The following is a 15,000-nucleotide window of genomic DNA, read 5'->3' as shown; positions in this document are numbered from 1 at the left end:
ACCCACCTCTCCGACAACTGTGACGCACGCCACTGACATTCCGCGTCCGGGGCGGTTCCTCCCGAAATCGACAACGCGTGACGGATCCCACGCCGCGGTCCGTTCGTACTCCCGTAACAATGGACTGTGATCTCTCCGGTCTCCTCGATGCCCCGGAGCGCCCACCGGCCCAGGCCGGAGGCGACTCCCTACGTGGACCTCACCCGCTCGGAGTGGAGCGCGCTGCGCGACAAAACCCCGCTGCCGCTCAGCGCGGAAGAGGTCGAGAAGCTGCGCGGCCTCGGCGACGTCATCGACCTCGACGAGGTGCGGGACATCTACCTCCCGCTCTCCCGCCTGCTCAACCTCTACGTCGGCGCCACGGACGGCCTCAGAGGGGCGCTCAACACCTTCCTCGGCGAACAGGGCTCCCAGTCCGGCACCCCGTTCGTCATAGGAGTCGCCGGCTCGGTCGCCGTGGGGAAGTCCACGGTCGCCCGACTGCTCCAGGCGCTGCTCTCGCGCTGGCCCGAGCACCCGCGGGTCGAGCTGGTCACCACGGACGGCTTCCTGCTGCCCACCAGGGAGCTGGAGACCCGCGGCCTGATGTCGCGGAAAGGATTCCCCGAGTCGTACGACCGCCGCGCGCTGACCCGGTTCGTCGCCGACATCAAGGCGGGCAAGGACGAGGTGAGCGCCCCCGTCTACTCCCACCTGATCTACGACATCGTCCCCGGCCAGAAGCTCACCGTCCGCCGCCCGGACATCCTGATCGTGGAGGGCCTGAACGTCCTGCAGCCCGCCCTGCCCGGCAAGGACGGCCGCACCCGGGTCGGTCTGGCCGACTACTTCGACTTCAGCGTGTACGTCGACGCCCGCACCGAGGACATCGAGCACTGGTACCTCAACCGCTTCAAGCGGCTGCGCGAGACGGCCTTCCAGAACCCCTCCTCCTACTTCCGCAAGTACACCCAGGTCTCGGAGGAGGAGGCCCTCGACTACGCCCGCACGATGTGGCGCACGATCAACAAGCCCAACCTGGTGGAGAACATCGCCCCCACCCGCGGCCGGGCCACGCTCGTCGTACGCAAGGGCCCGGACCACAAGGTGCAGCGGCTGAGCCTGCGCAAGCTGTAGGACTGTCCGCAGAAGCCGCCGGCAGTCCTCAGTAGCGCGTCTCGCAGTCCGCGGCGACGGTGTCGCCGAGGTCGCGGAAGACCACGTCGGAACCGCCGTCACAGGTCACCGTGTCGTTGCCGGCGACCCCGTCGCTGATGCCGATCGTGTCGTTGCCCGCGCCGGTCGCCACGGTGTCGGAACCCGGGCCGGCGTCCACCGTGGTACGGACCGCGATGGTCTCCTGGAAGCCGTCGTCGCCGTCGCCCATCCCGATCGCGAGCCGCCCGACCGTGGTGGCGCTGCCGCAGTCGGCGCTGGTGGCGGACACCCGGACGCACCCCGGCCCGATCGCGACGCCCGTGGTGTCCGTGAGGATCAGACGACCGCTGGAGATGCTCGCGGACATCTGGTTGTGCACACCGGCCCGCGCGTTGAGGAAGGCGTTGCCGAACACCCGGAACGCCGTGGAGCCCGGAGTCTGGGCCGCGGCCGGGGTGGCGAGCGCGGTGACGAGGAGACCGGCGGCCAGGACCGGACCGACGGCTCGCTGCAGGGTGCTGCTCACTCTCTTCATGCTGGGGTTCTCACTTTCGTCGAGGAAGGGCACCGGGCCCTCCTCGACGAAGTGAAACAACCAGTCATCCGGCATGCACTCTTTGTCAGGTACGTTCGAGTGACACCTGCCGACCGAGCGGATCCCAGGCCGCCGCCCCGCCGGGGCCCAGCGTCCTAGCCGAGCGCCGACTTCACCGCGTCGGCCAGCCGCCCCGCCACGGACCGGGCCTGCTCGATGTCCGCGGCCTCGACCATCACCCGCACCAGCGGCTCGGTGCCCGACGGCCTCAGCAGCACCCGCCCGGTGGATCCGAGTTCCCGCTCCGCCTCGGCGACGGCGGCGGCGAGCTCGGCCGACTCCCCGACCCGGGACCGGTCCACGTCCGGCACGTTGATCAGCACCTGCGGCAGCCGCTCCATCACGGCGGCGAGGTCCCGCAGCGAACGCCCGGTCTCGGCGACCCGGGCGGCCAGCAACAGCCCGGTCAGGGTCCCGTCGCCGGTCGTGGCGTGATCGGAGATGATGACGTGCCCGGACTGCTCGCCGCCGAGGGCGTAGTCGTGCTCCTTCATCTCCTCCAGCACATACCGGTCCCCGACGGCGGTCTGCACCAGCGTCAGCCCCTCCCGCTCCAGCGCCAGCTTGAAGCCGAGGTTGGACATCACGGTCGCCACGACGGTGTCGGCGCGCAGGGCGGAGCGTTCCCGCATGGCCAGCGCGAGCACCGCCAGGATCTGGTCGCCGTCCACCTCCTCACCGGTGTGGTCCACGGCGAGGCAGCGGTCGGCGTCGCCGTCGTGCGCGATGCCGAGGTCGGCGCCGTGCTCGCGGACGGCGGCCTTCAACAGGTCCAGGTGGGTGGACCCGCAGCCGTCGTTGATGTTGAGCCCGTCCGGTTCGGCACCGATGGTGACGACCTCGGCCCCGGCCTGCTTGAACGCCTCGGGCGAGACACCCGCGGCGGCGCCGTGCGCCTCGTCGAGGACGATCTTCAGCCCGTCGAGCCGGTTGGGCAGGACCGCGAGGAGGTGGGCGACGTACTCGTCGAACCCTTCGTCGTAGGACCGCACCCGTCCGACGGCCGCGCCGGTCGGCCGCTCCCACGGCTCACCGTGCCGGTGCTCGTCGTAGACGGTCTCGATACGGTCCTCCAGCTCGTCGGCGAGCTTGTGGCCGCCCCGGGCGAAGAACTTGATGCCGTTGTCGGGCATGGCGTTGTGGCTGGCGGAGAGCATGACGCCCAGGTCGGCGCCGAGCGAGCCGGTCAGGTAGGCGACGGCGGGTGTCGGCAGCACGCCGACCCGCAGCACGTCGACACCCGCACTGGCGAGGCCCGCGACCACGGCGGCCTCCAGGAACTCCCCGGACGCGCGCGGGTCCCGTCCGACCACCGCGGTGGGCCGGTGGCCCTCGAAGGTGCCCGCCTCGGCGAGCACGTGCGCCGCCGCCACGGACAGTCCGAGCGCCATCTCGGCGGTCAGGTCCGCGTTCGCGACGCCACGCACGCCGTCCGTGCCGAAGAGTCGTCCCACTTGTCCTCCTGAGAAAACTTCAGATCCGGAAGCGGAGCCGGCGCACGATCTGCCGCCGGAGGGCTCCCGCTTCCCGGCATTCCATGCCTGGGGCATCGGATCGCACAAGCCTTTGAACGTCTTGTGCCGTTATACGCCCAAGGCCGGTGATAAAACGAACGCCCCGGTGGCACGGTGGCGTGCCGCCGGGGCGTTCGGAGTACCGGAGTACGAGCAGAGGCAGCTGCTGTTTAGCGCTTGCTGTACTGCGGAGCCTTGCGGGCCTTCTTCAGACCGGCCTTCTTGCGCTCGACCGCACGGTCGTCGCGCTTGAGGAAGCCGGCCTTCTTCAGCGGGCCGCGGTTGTTGTCCACGTCGGCCTCGTTCAGCGCGCGGGCGACACCGAGACGGAGCGCACCGGCCTGGCCGGAGACACCGCCACCGGCGATGCGGGCGACGACGTCGTAGCGGCCTTCGAGCTCGAGGACCTTGAACGGCTCGTTGACTTCCTGCTGGTGCACCTTGTTGGGGAAGTAGTCCTCAAGGGTGCGACCGTTGATCTTCCACTTGCCGGTGCCCGGAACGATCCGGACGCGGGCGATGGCGTTCTTGCGACGGCCCAGGCCGGCGGCCGGCTGGGGCTCACCGAAGCGCGAGGCGAGGGACTCGGAGGTGTACTCACCCTCCACCGGAACCTCGGACTCGGTGGTGTAGCTGTCGATGTCAAGCTCTTCGAGCGGCTGCTCGGCAGTGGTCTCGGCCACGATTCTCCTCAGATTCTCTTCAGTCTTAGGGGGTGGCCGGACTTACTGCGCGACCTGGGTGATCTCGTACGGCTGCGGCTGCTGCGCGCCGTGCGGGTGCTGGTCACCCTTGTAGACCTTCAGCTTCGAGAGCATCTGACGGCCCAGAGTGTTCTTGGGGAGCATGCCCTTGACGGCCTTCTCGATGGCCTTCTCGGGGTTCTTGTCGAGGAGCTCGTCGTAACGGACGGAGCGCAGACCACCCGGGTAGCCGGAGTGGCGGTACGCCATCTTCTGGGTCCGCTTGTTGCCGGACAGGTGCACCTTGTCGGCGTTGATGATGATGACGAAGTCACCAGCGTCGACGTGCGGCGCGTAGATCGGCTTGTGCTTGCCCCGCAGAAGGGTGGCGGCAGTGCTGGCGAGACGGCCCAGGACAACGTCCTGAGCGTCGATGACGTGCCACTGGCGCGTCACATCGCCGGGCTTGGGGCTGTACGTACGCACGGTTCGTAGCCTTCGCTTCGAGTGAATGGTCCTGAACAGGTCACCGAAACGATCACGACAGCCTAGACCGCACGGCGGCGACGCATACCGCGTACGTGGGGTCGCTGGTCATCGGCCCGGTGGACCGGTGTAAGGGCCCGTCCCGTGAGAATGAGCAAGCCAATACACAACGAACAGGCAGGATACCTGCGGCGCCACGGCCGGGTCAAAACGGCTTGGCGGAGGTCGGTCCTGCCGCTCCGCACCCAGCGTAGACGCCCCGCCGGGAACTGCCGCCGGGCAGCCGCGGCCGGGGCCGCAGACCTCCGGCGGCCCTGGAGCAGTGCGCGGCCAGCGTCACCGCCAGAGCACACAACGTCACCGCGTCCCTGATCGCCCGCCGCTGCACGCTCTCCAGAAAGGGCCAGGTCACACCCGGCAGCTGCGGCACCAGCGCCAGCCAGAACCACGGCCCGCGGGCCGCCGCACCCGCGCACGGCACCCCGGCCAGCACCACCGGCACGACGACCAGCAGATAGTGGTCGTACGACGGACGCGAGACGAGGAACGCCGACAGCATCAGCGTCGCCGCCACCTCCGCGAGCCTCAGCGGCCTCCCGCCCTCGCTCCCCTCCCCGCACCGCCACCGCCGGTACGCGCACCCCACGCCCACCGCCGCCGCGACCGACGCGACCCCCTGCGCCACCGCCCCGGGCACCCCCACCCGAGGCAGCACCGCGACCGGCGACGCCTCGTACAGCCGGACGAACCCGTCGTCGCCGCGCAGCAGGAACGGCAGGGTCCGGGTGAAGAACCCCGCGGGATCCGGCAGCAGCATCGCCGCCCCCACCGACGCCGCCACCGGTACGGCGACCATCACCACCAGCCCTCGCCACCGTCCCGCGAAGACGAACAGCAACGCCAGGGGCGCCAGCAGCGGTTTCAACGCGACGGCCGTGCCGATCACCGCCCCGGCCGCCACCCACCGCCCCCGCCCGGCCAGGGACAGGCCCAGCGGCAGCGCGAGCACCGCCGTCGCCGTCCAGTTGCCCAGCTGCACGAGATGGGCGAACGGCGCGAACCCCGCCGCGAGGCCGGTCAGCCCGAGCGCCGCGAACCGGCTGCGCAGGGGCACGGCGTGCAGCCGCAGGGCGCACGCCCACCCGCCCACCAGGCACCCGGTCACCGCCAGCGGCACCAGCACGCACAGCGCCTCCCGCGGGACCAGCACCTGAGGAGCCGCCGCGAGCACCGCACTCGGCAGATAGAGGAAGTGGTCGTCGTCATACGGCGAACCCCCGGCCAGCCACACCCGCGCCGCCCGCACGACGATGGCGTTGTCCATCCCTCCCTCCGAGGTCACACGCGCCGTACGCACGACGAGGGCAGCGAGCACGGCCCCGGGCACCACCCACAGATGCCAGGTCGCCTGTCGTACCAACCACCCGAAGATGTCGCTTTTGCACTCGCTCATCGACTGAACGCTAGGGGCCTGTGCGGTTCTTGGGACGGAGCGGCACACCCACGACCCGTCTAAGATGCGCCCCATGAGCTACGGGCAGCAGGGGGGACCACAGTCCCAGTGGGATCCCTGGAAACCGCATTCCCAGCAGCAGCCGTGGAACAGCGGCGCCGACGAAACCCCTGACTGGGCGGCCCTCGCCGAGGCCTCCGAGTCGCGCAACAAGCGGCGTCGGATGCTGTTCATCGGCGGTGGCGCGCTCGCCACCGTCGCGATCGGGGCCGCCGTCGCCGTCGCCGTGGTGTCGGCGAACGGCAACTCCGACCCGAACAAACCGGCTTCGGGGCTGCCCGCGACCGCCGACCTGCCGGGCCGGACCGACGGAGCGACCCCGTCGTTCGAGTCGACGAGCGCCCCGCCGCCGCTGGACCCAAGGGACTTCATCGCCAGCAAGGGCAAGGACACCGCCCCGCTCGGCGCGCAGATCCTCTTCCCGGGCACGCAGCTGACCATGGGTGAGACGGTCTACAAGAAGGGCGCCACGGACGACACCAAGAGCTGCTCCGCGGTGTCCAAGGGCGGCCTGCCGAAGATCCTGACCCAGAACGACTGCACCCGCTTCCTGCGCGTCTCCTACATCAAGGACGGCATCGCGGTGACGGTCGGCGTGGCCGTCTTCGACACCCAGGCGCAGGCGGCCAAGGTCAAGAGCCAGGTCAACACCGAGAAGGACATCATCAGGTCGCTGTCCGGCAAGGGCATCAAGGACTTCTGCACCGCCTCGATCTGCCGCACGACCTCCAACTCCGAGGGCCGTTACGCCTACTTCACCATCGCGGGCTTCACCAACGGCAAGGACGTCACCGAGAAGGACACCCCGGTCTTCCAGATCGGCGACAACCTGGAGGAGTTCACGTTCCGCCAGATCCTCAGGCGGGGCGAGGCCCAGGCGTCGGCGGCGGCCGAAGAGTAGACGCGGGCGAGGAGCGGCGGCGGTCGAGGGTGGCCGGCCGCCGCAGCCGTCTCACCGGTGCTTCAGGCGCAGCCGGATCGGTACGACCGCCGACTCCAGCTGCGTGCGCAGGGTCATCTTGGACACGCCCTCGGTCCGCTCCTCGAAGCGGATCGGGATCTCGACGGCACGGTGACCGGCCCGCACGGCCTTGTACTTCAGCTCGACCTGGAAGCTGTAGCCCGCGCTGTCCAGGGTGGCCAGGTCGAGGTCCCGCAAGGTGGCCGCGGACCACAGGTTGAAGCCGGCCGTGATGTCCCGGATCTCGGTGCCGAGCACGGTCCGGGCGTAGCGGTTGGCGAAGCGGGAGAGCAGGACGCGGTGCACCCCCCAGTCCTCGTCCAGGGAGCCGCCCTCGACGTACCGGCTGCCGATGACCAGGCCGACGTCCGAGGCGACGGCCGTGTCCAGCATCCGCGGCAGCACCTGTGCCGGGTGGCTGCCGTCGGCGTCCATCTGGACGACGTAGGCGGCGCCCTCCTCCAGCGCGGCGGTCATGCCCGCGACGTACGCCCGCCCGAGGCCGTCCTTCTCGGTGCGGTGCAGCACGCTCATCCGCCGCTGCCCGGCGGGCAGGTCGGCGTTGTACTTCTCGGCCAGCTCCTCGGCGAGCCGTCCCGTGCCGTCCGGGCTGGAGTCGTCGACGATCTTCAGATGCAGCCGGTCGACGGGCAGCCCGAGCACCAGCTCGGCCATCCGCGGCAGGTTCGCGGCCTCGTTGTACGTCGGCATCACCACGGTGACCGGGACGCCGGGGTGCCCCTCGTGGCTGTCGCGTTCCGTCATGGCTCTCTCTTTCCCTCCCTGGGGACCCCTACCGAGGCCCCTCCCCGACGGGAGCGGGCCTGCCCGGCGCCCGGAACACCGGTCCGCCGCGGTCCGGCGGTCCGGGTCGGGCACCGGACTGCGGCCACTGGGTCAGACGCGGCGCGCGGCCGGTGCGTTGCAGCACGGTGGCATGGCATCGGCGCCGTCGAGAGCCGGTGCGTCGCGGAGGTCGGCCCGAGCCGGGCTCACAGCCGCTTGGCGCTCCGCAGTGTCTTGGCGTAGTAGCCGTTGCCGTCCAGCCGCGACACCCCGCCCACGTCGCCGATGGTCGGCCCGTTGACCTCCTCACGGCTGGAGACGAAGATCAGATGCCCCTGGGTGTCATGGCCGAGCACCATGCCGACGTGGTCCAGACGCTGGCCCGTGCGCGCGTCGAGCTTGAAGAAGACGAGGTCCCCCGGCTGGAGCTGGTCGATGGCCGAGGGCCGGTCCTTCGCCGAGATGCCGGCCAGCGGCAGGATGTCCGCGCCCTCCTTGGAACGGGCCATCCCGTTGGCCGTGCGGGGCAGCCCGTCGCCGGAGGTGTCCGACGACATCAGGGGGTAGCGGGCCCGGTAGCCCAGCACCATCCGGATGAACCCCGAGCAGTCGATCGACCGGGCCCGAGCGCTCTCCGGCTGCCCGACGACACCGTCCCGGAAGGGGTACGGCAGACCCAGGTAGTCGTAGAAGTCGGACTGCTCCAGCCGCAGGTCGCCGCCCTCGGCACCGGAGGAGTTCAGCGGACCGAAGTTCGCGTCACCGGCGTAGACCGTGCCCTGCGCGTCCTTCTTCTCCGGCGCGCCCGCCACGTACTGGAAGGCGAAGGCGAAGATGTCGTCCTTCTTGCTGTCCCTGTTCTGCGCGTACCACTCCTTGAACCACTTCTTCTTCTCCGCGCCCGCGGCCCACGGTTCGGGCATGAGCCGCACCCAGTCCGTGGTGGACACCTTGGAGGAGGTCGAGGTCGGCTCCTGGAACGTACGCGCCGGCCCGGTCAGCGTCGCGGTGCGCGCGCCGTCCGTGAACACGGCCTTGATCTGGCCGTCGGATCCGCGCAGCACGGACCGTGCCGGGTTCTCCAGCCGGGACCAGGTCTCCTTCCCGGTGTCCGCCGAGGCACCGGAGCCCCTGCCGCCCTCCAGGACACCGACGTTGCGGACCTCGGTGACACCCGGCTCCTCCTGCTTGCGCAGTTCCACCGTGAGGTAACCCGAGGCCGCGACGAGCGTGAGCAGTACCAGGCCCGAGACGACCGGCCGCGACTTCTTCTTCCCTGCCATCGTTTGCTCCTCGGTTCTCAGACGGTCGGCATGACGCCGAGCAGCAGGCCGGCGGCGACGACGATGTAGGCCATGAGGGAGACGGTGCCGGTGGCCAGCAGCGTGGCCCCCTTGGGCTGGCGCACCATCTGGTAGGCGATCAGGCCCGGCACGATGAAGCCGAGCGTCTGGTTGCCGTACAGCAGCGGGAACTCGATCGACAGCACGATCATCACCGTGGCCTGCAGCAGCACGCCGAGCAGCACCACCGCGGCGAACAGCCGCTTGCCGTAGAGGATCACCAGCCGCTGCATGATCTTGGTGCCGCCGTAGGTGAGGGCGGTGACGCCCACCACCATCGCCGCGCGCTGGAGGTCCTCGATGAGGGTGAGCGCGAGCCAGCCGGGGGTGATCATGCCGCCGGGCGACAGGTTGGTCGTGAGATAGCACAGCAGCGAGAAGAACAGGCCTATGGCGATGCCCAGGGCGGCCATCTCGGGGGTCAGTGCGGCGGTGGTCAACGGGGTCTCCGGGCAGGGGATACGGATTCGAAGGCGGGGTGGGCGGCGGTCGACGGGTCAGACACGCGGTGGGTGTCCCCCTCCGTCGTCGTCCACCGGCCGCCGGACCGGCCGGCCGAAGGGATCGTCGTCGTACGACCGCTCGCCGGGGCCCGCGCCGTACGGCGGCTCGTGCCCGGGCCCGGGCTCCGGCTGGCGCGCGGCCCGGAACCACGCCGAGACCTCCGGCTGCCCTTCCGCGTACGGCGCCTGGCCCGGCCCCTGCGGCGGACCGGCCGCGTACGACGGCCCTCCGCCGTGCGGCTGGCTCCGGCCGTGCGACCGGGCCTCGCCATGCGGCTGGGCCCCGCCGTGATGCGGGGTCTGTCCACGAGGCTCGGCCCCGCCGTGGTGCGGTGTCCCGCCGTACTCCGCGGTGCCGCCCTGGAACGGGCCCTCGCCGTACGACCCGCCCCGCCCGGCGGCGTACGCCCCCGGCGCCTCGGCGTACCGGGCCGAGGGCTGGGCCGCGAGGGTGATCACCGGGATCTCCTGGGTCTGCGAAGCCTGGTACCGCTCTTCGTAGGCCGTGGGATAGGAGGCGTACGGGTCCAGGCGCTGCGGCTGCTGCGGCGCGGCGACGACCGCCGGCCCGTCCTCGTCCGTGCCGCTCTCGTCCGCCGGGAGCTCGGCGAGGTACTCGAGGAGTTCCTCGCCCTGCCCGTGGATGTTGCCGATGGCGACCAGGGAGGAGCCGTCGGACATCCGGCCGAGCAGCGTCGGCATGAACTCGTCCGCCGCGCGCCGCTCTCCGCCGAGGTCGACCGCGCGGTCGCGCCAGTCGGCGGGGATGGCGTCGATGGCGCTCTTGGACGGGTGGCCGATGACGAAGACGTTGTCCGGCTGGAGGTCGGGGATGATCTCGCCCATCTGCCCGTTGCGCTCCACCCGGTCCGGGCGGCAGTTGATCACGACGTTCAGGGGACGGCGGATCGCTCCGAGGTCGAGCAGCTGATTGATGTTCATCAGCGTCGACTCGGGGTCGTTCGCCGCGAACACGTTGGCGAAGGCGAGCCGCTTGCCGTCCGGGGCGACGTACCGCTCCACGGACAGCACACCGGGGTCCGGCGGGGCGTCGTACATGCCCTGCAACGCGACCTTGCGCTCGATGCCGAGCAGCTCCGCCACGACCAGCGCGATGGCGACGTTCTCCTTGAAGGTGAACCAGCTGAAGCCGCGCAGCTCCTCGTCGGTGACCGTCTCCGGATCGGCGTACACCAGCCTGCAGTCACGGGCGTCCGCCTCCTCCTGGAGGATGTGGAAGCGCTCCTTCTCCGCGGTGACGCAGATGCCGCCCTCGGGCATCGAGCGGCACAGCGAGCGGGCCACGTCGTCCAGGGTGGGGCCCATCTCGGCGAGATGGTCCTCACGGACGTTGCACAGCACGCCGATCGTCGAGCGGATCAGCTTGCTCTGGTTGACCTCCTGCAGTGCCGGCATGACGGCCATGCACTCGATGACCAGCGCGTCGGGACGGTAGGTGGCGGCCCGGCGGACGATGCCGATCTGCTCGACGACGTTGGCGATGCCGAACTTGCGGTAGACCGGCTCCTCCGTCGCGTCCGGGTGGATGAAGCGGGCCGCGGTGCCCGTCGTCTTGGCGACGGTGACCAGGCCACCGCCGCGCAGGGCACCCGCGCACAGCCGGGTGATGGAGGACTTGCCGCGGATGCCGTTGACGAGCACCCGTGAGGGGATGGTGTGCAGCGCGGCGTAGTGCCTGCGCTGCTCGATGACGCCCGCGACGAACAGGCACACGCCGCCGATCAGCAGCACGAAGTAGAGATAGAGCACGGCCGGTCACCTTCCTCCGGCGCCGAGCCGGGGCTCGGCACTGCGGCGCGCCTGGTTCTGCCTGCGGGCCTGCAACTGCTGGCGCACCAGTTCGAGGCTGCGGACGACGGCCCCGACCTCGTCGTGGTAGCGGGGGTACAGCACGGTCTTGAGGTCGCCGTCGGCCAGCTTCTCGGCGCTGCTCGCGAGGGCGCGCAGCGGCCGGACCACGACCAGGTGGATCCAGCCCAGGCAGACGACGATCAGCGCGAGCCCCAGCATTCCGGCGAGCACACTGCGGTCCTCGCGCTCGTAGGGGGCGATCTCGAAGTGCTTGGCGTTCTGCCAGCTGACGACGGTCCAGCCGATGTCGGCCGCCACACCGCCGCCGGAGAAGGGCGCCGCGGCGGCGACGGTGACCGAACGCCCCTCGCGCAGCAGCAGGCCGTTCTCCACCGGCCCCGCGCCGACGTGGACGCTGCCCGCCCGCACGACGTCGGCGAGCGCGTCGCGCGGCAGCTCCTCGAACGCCAGGAATCCGTCGCTGGCGGCGATGGTCCTCGCCTCGGTGTCGACCACGCGGACCTCACCGAGACCGGGCCGCTTCAGCAGCGAGTTCAGGAACTCCACCCGTACCTCGCCGACCAGGGTCAGGTCCTTGTGCCCGGGTACCGGGGACCCGGCCTGGATCACCGGCTTCCTGTCGCCTTCGCCCGCCACCCGGATGAGCGACGGGGCCTGCTCCCCCGCGCCCTCGTCCGCGTCCCAGTCGGCGCTCGGCTCGGCACCGGCACGGGCGACGACCTCGCCGCCCGCGTCGACGACGTACAGGGAGCCGTAGCGGGCGTGCTTGCCCAGGGCGTCGTCGAGGACACCGGTCGTGGCGTCGGGGTCGTCCACGTCGATCAGCCGGGAGGTGGACACGAGGTCGGCCTGGGCCTCGTTGAGTGCCCGGCGGACCCGGTCGGCGACCAGGTCGGTGCGGTCACGCTGGTCGTTGACCATGGTGCTCGGCACGCTCACCGAGGCGTCCGTGCGGTTGAGCAGCAGCCCGACCGGCACGCACCACAGCAGCAACAGCACCGCGGTCAGCCCGAGCGGCGCCCGCAGACCCAGCCGGCCCCCGCGGCGGCCGCCGCGCCCGCCGGTGCCGCCCCGGCCGCTCTGCTCGACGCCCCCGTCGGACAACTGCGCGCGCAGCCGTTCCAGTGCGGCGCCCACGCGCGCCGCCTCGCCCCAGCGGGGCACGTCGACGGGCCGGGTCAGATCACCACGGGCCAGCCGGCGGGACTCCAGGAAGAGCCGCAGCAGCGGCCGCTGCACCGCCCGCCACAGCAGGGCCGCGGCCAGCAGGCCGAACACCACCAGGGCACCGGCCGCCACCAGCCCGTACAGCTCGCGCTCCTGCCCGACGGCCTGTTCCTGCACCACGGGCAGCATGGCCACGACCGTCAGCCCGAGCCCCGCGCCGACGCTCTTCTTCTCGTCCGGGTCGGACGAGGCGAGGGAGGCGTATCCGGCGGTGGCGACCCGGCCGTTGTACGCGTCGCCGAGCAGCGTTCCGCTGACGCCCGGATAACCCCGTGAGCCGGGCTCCCTGGCGCTGACCGGGTCCTGCTCGGTCTCGGTCGCGGCCCGGTCGGACAGCCGGGTCATCTGCTTCTGCAGGAAGGTCAGTTCGCTGCGCTCGGCGTCGGAGTTGAGCGCCTCGGCCTGCTCGAAACCGGCCGTGGCGAGGACCTCGCCGCCCCGCGCCACGACCGCCATCGAGCGGAAGGGCCCCAGGTTGATGGGGGGCACGGAGAGACTGCCCGAGGCGATGAGCAGCTGCTGCGGCCGGTCCTCGAAGTCCAGGACCGCCATGGTCATCAGCCGTACGTCGCCGGTCCTCAGCCGCACCATGCGCGGCGTCAGGGCGTCGTCGCCGGTGAGGACGTCCTTGTCGAGCCAGGCGAGGGGAATCGTTTCACCCCGGGCGGCGAGCACCTCCCCGCTCTCCAGGTCCAGCACGGTGGTGCCGGTCCACTTCTGGTAGGTGCTGCTCAGGTCCGACAGCACGCGCTCGGGAGCCACCGGCTTGCCCGCGTTCAGGGCGGCCGCGGTGCGGTTGAGGTCGGTGACCCGCTCGTCGATCGACGCGCGTAGGGCGATGGCGCCGTCCTCCGCGAAGTGCTGCTGGGAGTTCAGCACCGCCTTCGGCACGACCGGTTCCCCGGCCGGACCCAGCACCTTGGCGGTCAGCCCGGCCAGGGCGAGGATCAGCAGGCACAGCAACGCGATCGGGGGCCGGATGCCGCCGAGGAGCGGCATGTCCGCGCGTCTGCGGATGCGCCGCCGCCCGCCCCGTCCGGGACGCGGCGCACCTTGGGTTGGAGTCACCGGTGGTTTCCTTCGCCTCTTCACTACTCAGGCGCTCGCAGGAGCCACCGCTTTACGCGGGCATGAGACGCCGTCCACTTTTAAGACTCTTGACCCGCTTCGGGGTTGGGTTGTGGCAGCAACAAGTTGCTGTGGCTCTCGTCACTCCCGCGACGAGAGCTGCTCCAGACCGTCACCGCCCGGGGCTCCCCGGTTGTAGAGGAAGCCGCTCGTGCGGTCCTCGGCCAGCCGGTAGCGGGCGAGCCGGTCCTCGGACAGGGAGCCCGGGTCGTCGAGCGCCTGCTGCACGTCCACCACCCGGTGGTCCTCGACCGCGCCCGCGGGCGGCTTCGTACCCGGCTCCAGCTCCGGCGGGATGTCGACCAGCGTGGTCCGGTAGCGGGCGCTGACGTCCCAGCCGTCCGTCGTCTCCCTGAACTCGAACCAGCCGATCGCGCCCTCCTCGGTCAGACCGGTGGGCGAGGAGTGGCGGGCCACCTGGTTGCCGAGGCTGTAGGCGATCCAGGTTCCGTTGAGCTTCTGGATCGGCTGCACGACGTGCGAGTGGTGGCCGATGACCAGGTCGATCCCGGTCTCCTCGGTGATCCGCTCCGCCAGGTCCAGCTGCGGCACGCTCGGCTCGTTGTAGTGCTCCAGCCCCCAGTGGACGGAGAGGATGACGACCTCGGCGCCCTTCTTGCGGGCCCGGGCCTCGGCCTTCTTGATGTCGTCGGTGCTGAGCCGGTTGAAAGCCCAACGCTCCTTCTCGGGCGTGGGGTTGAGGAAGGACTCCCAGGAGAACGACAGGTGGGCGACCTTGACGCCGTTGACGTCCCGGATGTTGATCTGTTGTGCTTCCTCGGGCGTACGCGCGGACCCGGTGTGCCCGAGGCCCACCTTGTCCATCGTGTCCAGGGTGCGCTTGACGGCCTTGAGACCGTGGTCGTAGGTGTGATTGGAGGCCGTCGAGCAGGTGTCGTACCCCACACCCTTGAGAGCCGTGAGGATCTGCGGGGGGACGAGGAATTCCGGGTATCCCTCGAAGGGGCCCTTGGGCGTCCCGACCGGCGTCTCCATGTGACAGATGGCCAGATCGGCCTTGCTGATGACCGGCTTCACCCCGGCCATGAGCGGTCCGAAGTCCAGCCCGGCCTGCCCCGCGCCGGTCTTCTTGGCATCCTTGGCCGCCTGTTCGACCAGCTCGGGATGGATGAGCACATCGCCCGCGGCGGCGACGGTGAACGAGCGGCCGTCCGGCTTCACCTGCGTTTCGGTGGGGCCGGAGGTGCAGCCGGCGGTCAGGCCGCCCAAAGCCACCAGAACCGCCAGCGAGCGACCCATACGGAGAGACTTACGGAATGTCACCGCGACA

General features: G+C 70.8%; 13 protein-coding genes. 2 read left to right on the top strand and 11 right to left on the bottom strand.

The window, feature by feature from the left end; all coding sequences use genetic code 11:
- The first annotated feature begins 147 nt into the window (after positions 1–147).
- The gene (gene coaA / locus ACWCPI_RS06585; RefSeq protein ID WP_388809584.1) at positions 148–1,116 is read left to right on the top strand and encodes a type I pantothenate kinase; all 969 of its coding nucleotides are present in this window, start codon (positions 148–150) and stop codon (positions 1,114–1,116) included.
- 28 nt (positions 1,117–1,144) lie between these two features.
- On the opposite strand, the gene ACWCPI_RS06580 is transcribed toward coaA, so the two are convergent.
- The 5 genes from ACWCPI_RS06580 to ACWCPI_RS06560 form a co-directional block, all read right to left on the bottom strand.
- Positions 1,145–1,663 carry a hypothetical protein gene (locus tag ACWCPI_RS06580; RefSeq protein WP_451037023.1) on the bottom strand — a complete coding sequence of 173 codons (519 nt, stop codon included), beginning with the start codon at positions 1,661–1,663 and terminating at the stop codon, positions 1,145–1,147.
- Positions 1,664–1,827: 164 nt separating this feature from the next.
- The gene (gene glmM / locus ACWCPI_RS06575; protein ID WP_451037022.1) at positions 1,828–3,186 is read right to left on the bottom strand and encodes a phosphoglucosamine mutase; all 1,359 of its coding nucleotides are present in this window, start codon (positions 3,184–3,186) and stop codon (positions 1,828–1,830) included.
- Positions 3,187–3,416: 230 nt separating this feature from the next.
- Positions 3,417–3,929: a 30S ribosomal protein S9 gene (gene rpsI, locus ACWCPI_RS06570; RefSeq protein ID WP_019754544.1), complete on the bottom strand. Its 513-nt coding sequence runs from the start codon at positions 3,927–3,929 to the stop codon at positions 3,417–3,419.
- A 42-nt stretch (positions 3,930–3,971) separates the two neighbouring features.
- On the bottom strand, positions 3,972–4,415 hold the full coding sequence (gene rplM / locus ACWCPI_RS06565; RefSeq protein ID WP_019754543.1) for a 50S ribosomal protein L13: 444 nt from the start codon (positions 4,413–4,415) through the stop codon (positions 3,972–3,974).
- A 205-nt stretch (positions 4,416–4,620) separates the two neighbouring features.
- Positions 4,621–5,868: a glycosyltransferase 87 family protein gene (locus tag ACWCPI_RS06560; RefSeq protein WP_451037021.1), complete on the bottom strand. Its 1,248-nt coding sequence runs from the start codon at positions 5,866–5,868 to the stop codon at positions 4,621–4,623.
- Positions 5,869–5,941: 73 nt separating this feature from the next.
- Between ACWCPI_RS06560 and ACWCPI_RS06555 the strand changes: the two genes are divergently transcribed.
- Positions 5,942–6,829: a hypothetical protein gene (locus ACWCPI_RS06555; protein WP_451037020.1), complete on the top strand. Its 888-nt coding sequence runs from the start codon at positions 5,942–5,944 to the stop codon at positions 6,827–6,829.
- A gap of 51 nt (positions 6,830–6,880) precedes the next feature.
- Here the strand turns inward: ACWCPI_RS06555 and ACWCPI_RS06550 are convergent, their stop codons facing one another.
- The 6 genes from ACWCPI_RS06550 to ACWCPI_RS06525 all read right to left on the bottom strand — a co-directional run bounded on the left by ACWCPI_RS06550 (position 6,881) and on the right by ACWCPI_RS06525 (position 14,969).
- Entirely contained in the window at positions 6,881–7,654 is a 774-nt protein-coding gene (locus ACWCPI_RS06550; protein ID WP_451037019.1) for a polyprenol monophosphomannose synthase, read from the bottom strand.
- A 227-nt stretch (positions 7,655–7,881) separates the two neighbouring features.
- Positions 7,882–8,958 carry an NlpC/P60 family protein gene (locus ACWCPI_RS06545; RefSeq protein ID WP_451037018.1) on the bottom strand — a complete coding sequence of 359 codons (1,077 nt, stop codon included), beginning with the start codon at positions 8,956–8,958 and terminating at the stop codon, positions 7,882–7,884.
- Positions 8,959–8,975: 17 nt separating this feature from the next.
- Positions 8,976–9,458 carry a poly-gamma-glutamate biosynthesis protein PgsC/CapC gene (locus ACWCPI_RS06540; RefSeq protein WP_019753111.1) on the bottom strand — a complete coding sequence of 161 codons (483 nt, stop codon included), beginning with the start codon at positions 9,456–9,458 and terminating at the stop codon, positions 8,976–8,978.
- Between the two features lie 57 nt (positions 9,459–9,515).
- Positions 9,516–11,291: a poly-gamma-glutamate synthase PgsB gene (gene pgsB / locus ACWCPI_RS06535; RefSeq protein ID WP_451037017.1), complete on the bottom strand. Its 1,776-nt coding sequence runs from the start codon at positions 11,289–11,291 to the stop codon at positions 9,516–9,518.
- Positions 11,292–11,297: 6 nt separating this feature from the next.
- Positions 11,298–13,580: a HAMP domain-containing protein gene (locus ACWCPI_RS06530; RefSeq protein ID WP_451037199.1), complete on the bottom strand. Its 2,283-nt coding sequence runs from the start codon at positions 13,578–13,580 to the stop codon at positions 11,298–11,300.
- A 210-nt stretch (positions 13,581–13,790) separates the two neighbouring features.
- The gene (locus tag ACWCPI_RS06525; RefSeq protein WP_451037016.1) at positions 13,791–14,969 is read right to left on the bottom strand and encodes a CapA family protein; all 1,179 of its coding nucleotides are present in this window, start codon (positions 14,967–14,969) and stop codon (positions 13,791–13,793) included.
- Positions 14,970–15,000 lie beyond the last annotated feature (31 nt).

The sequence above is a fragment of the Streptomyces sp. NPDC001920 genome, from assembly GCF_053594495.1.
The sequence above is the reverse complement of the archived record's forward strand: the minus strand, read 5'-3'. Positions and strand labels throughout refer to the sequence as shown.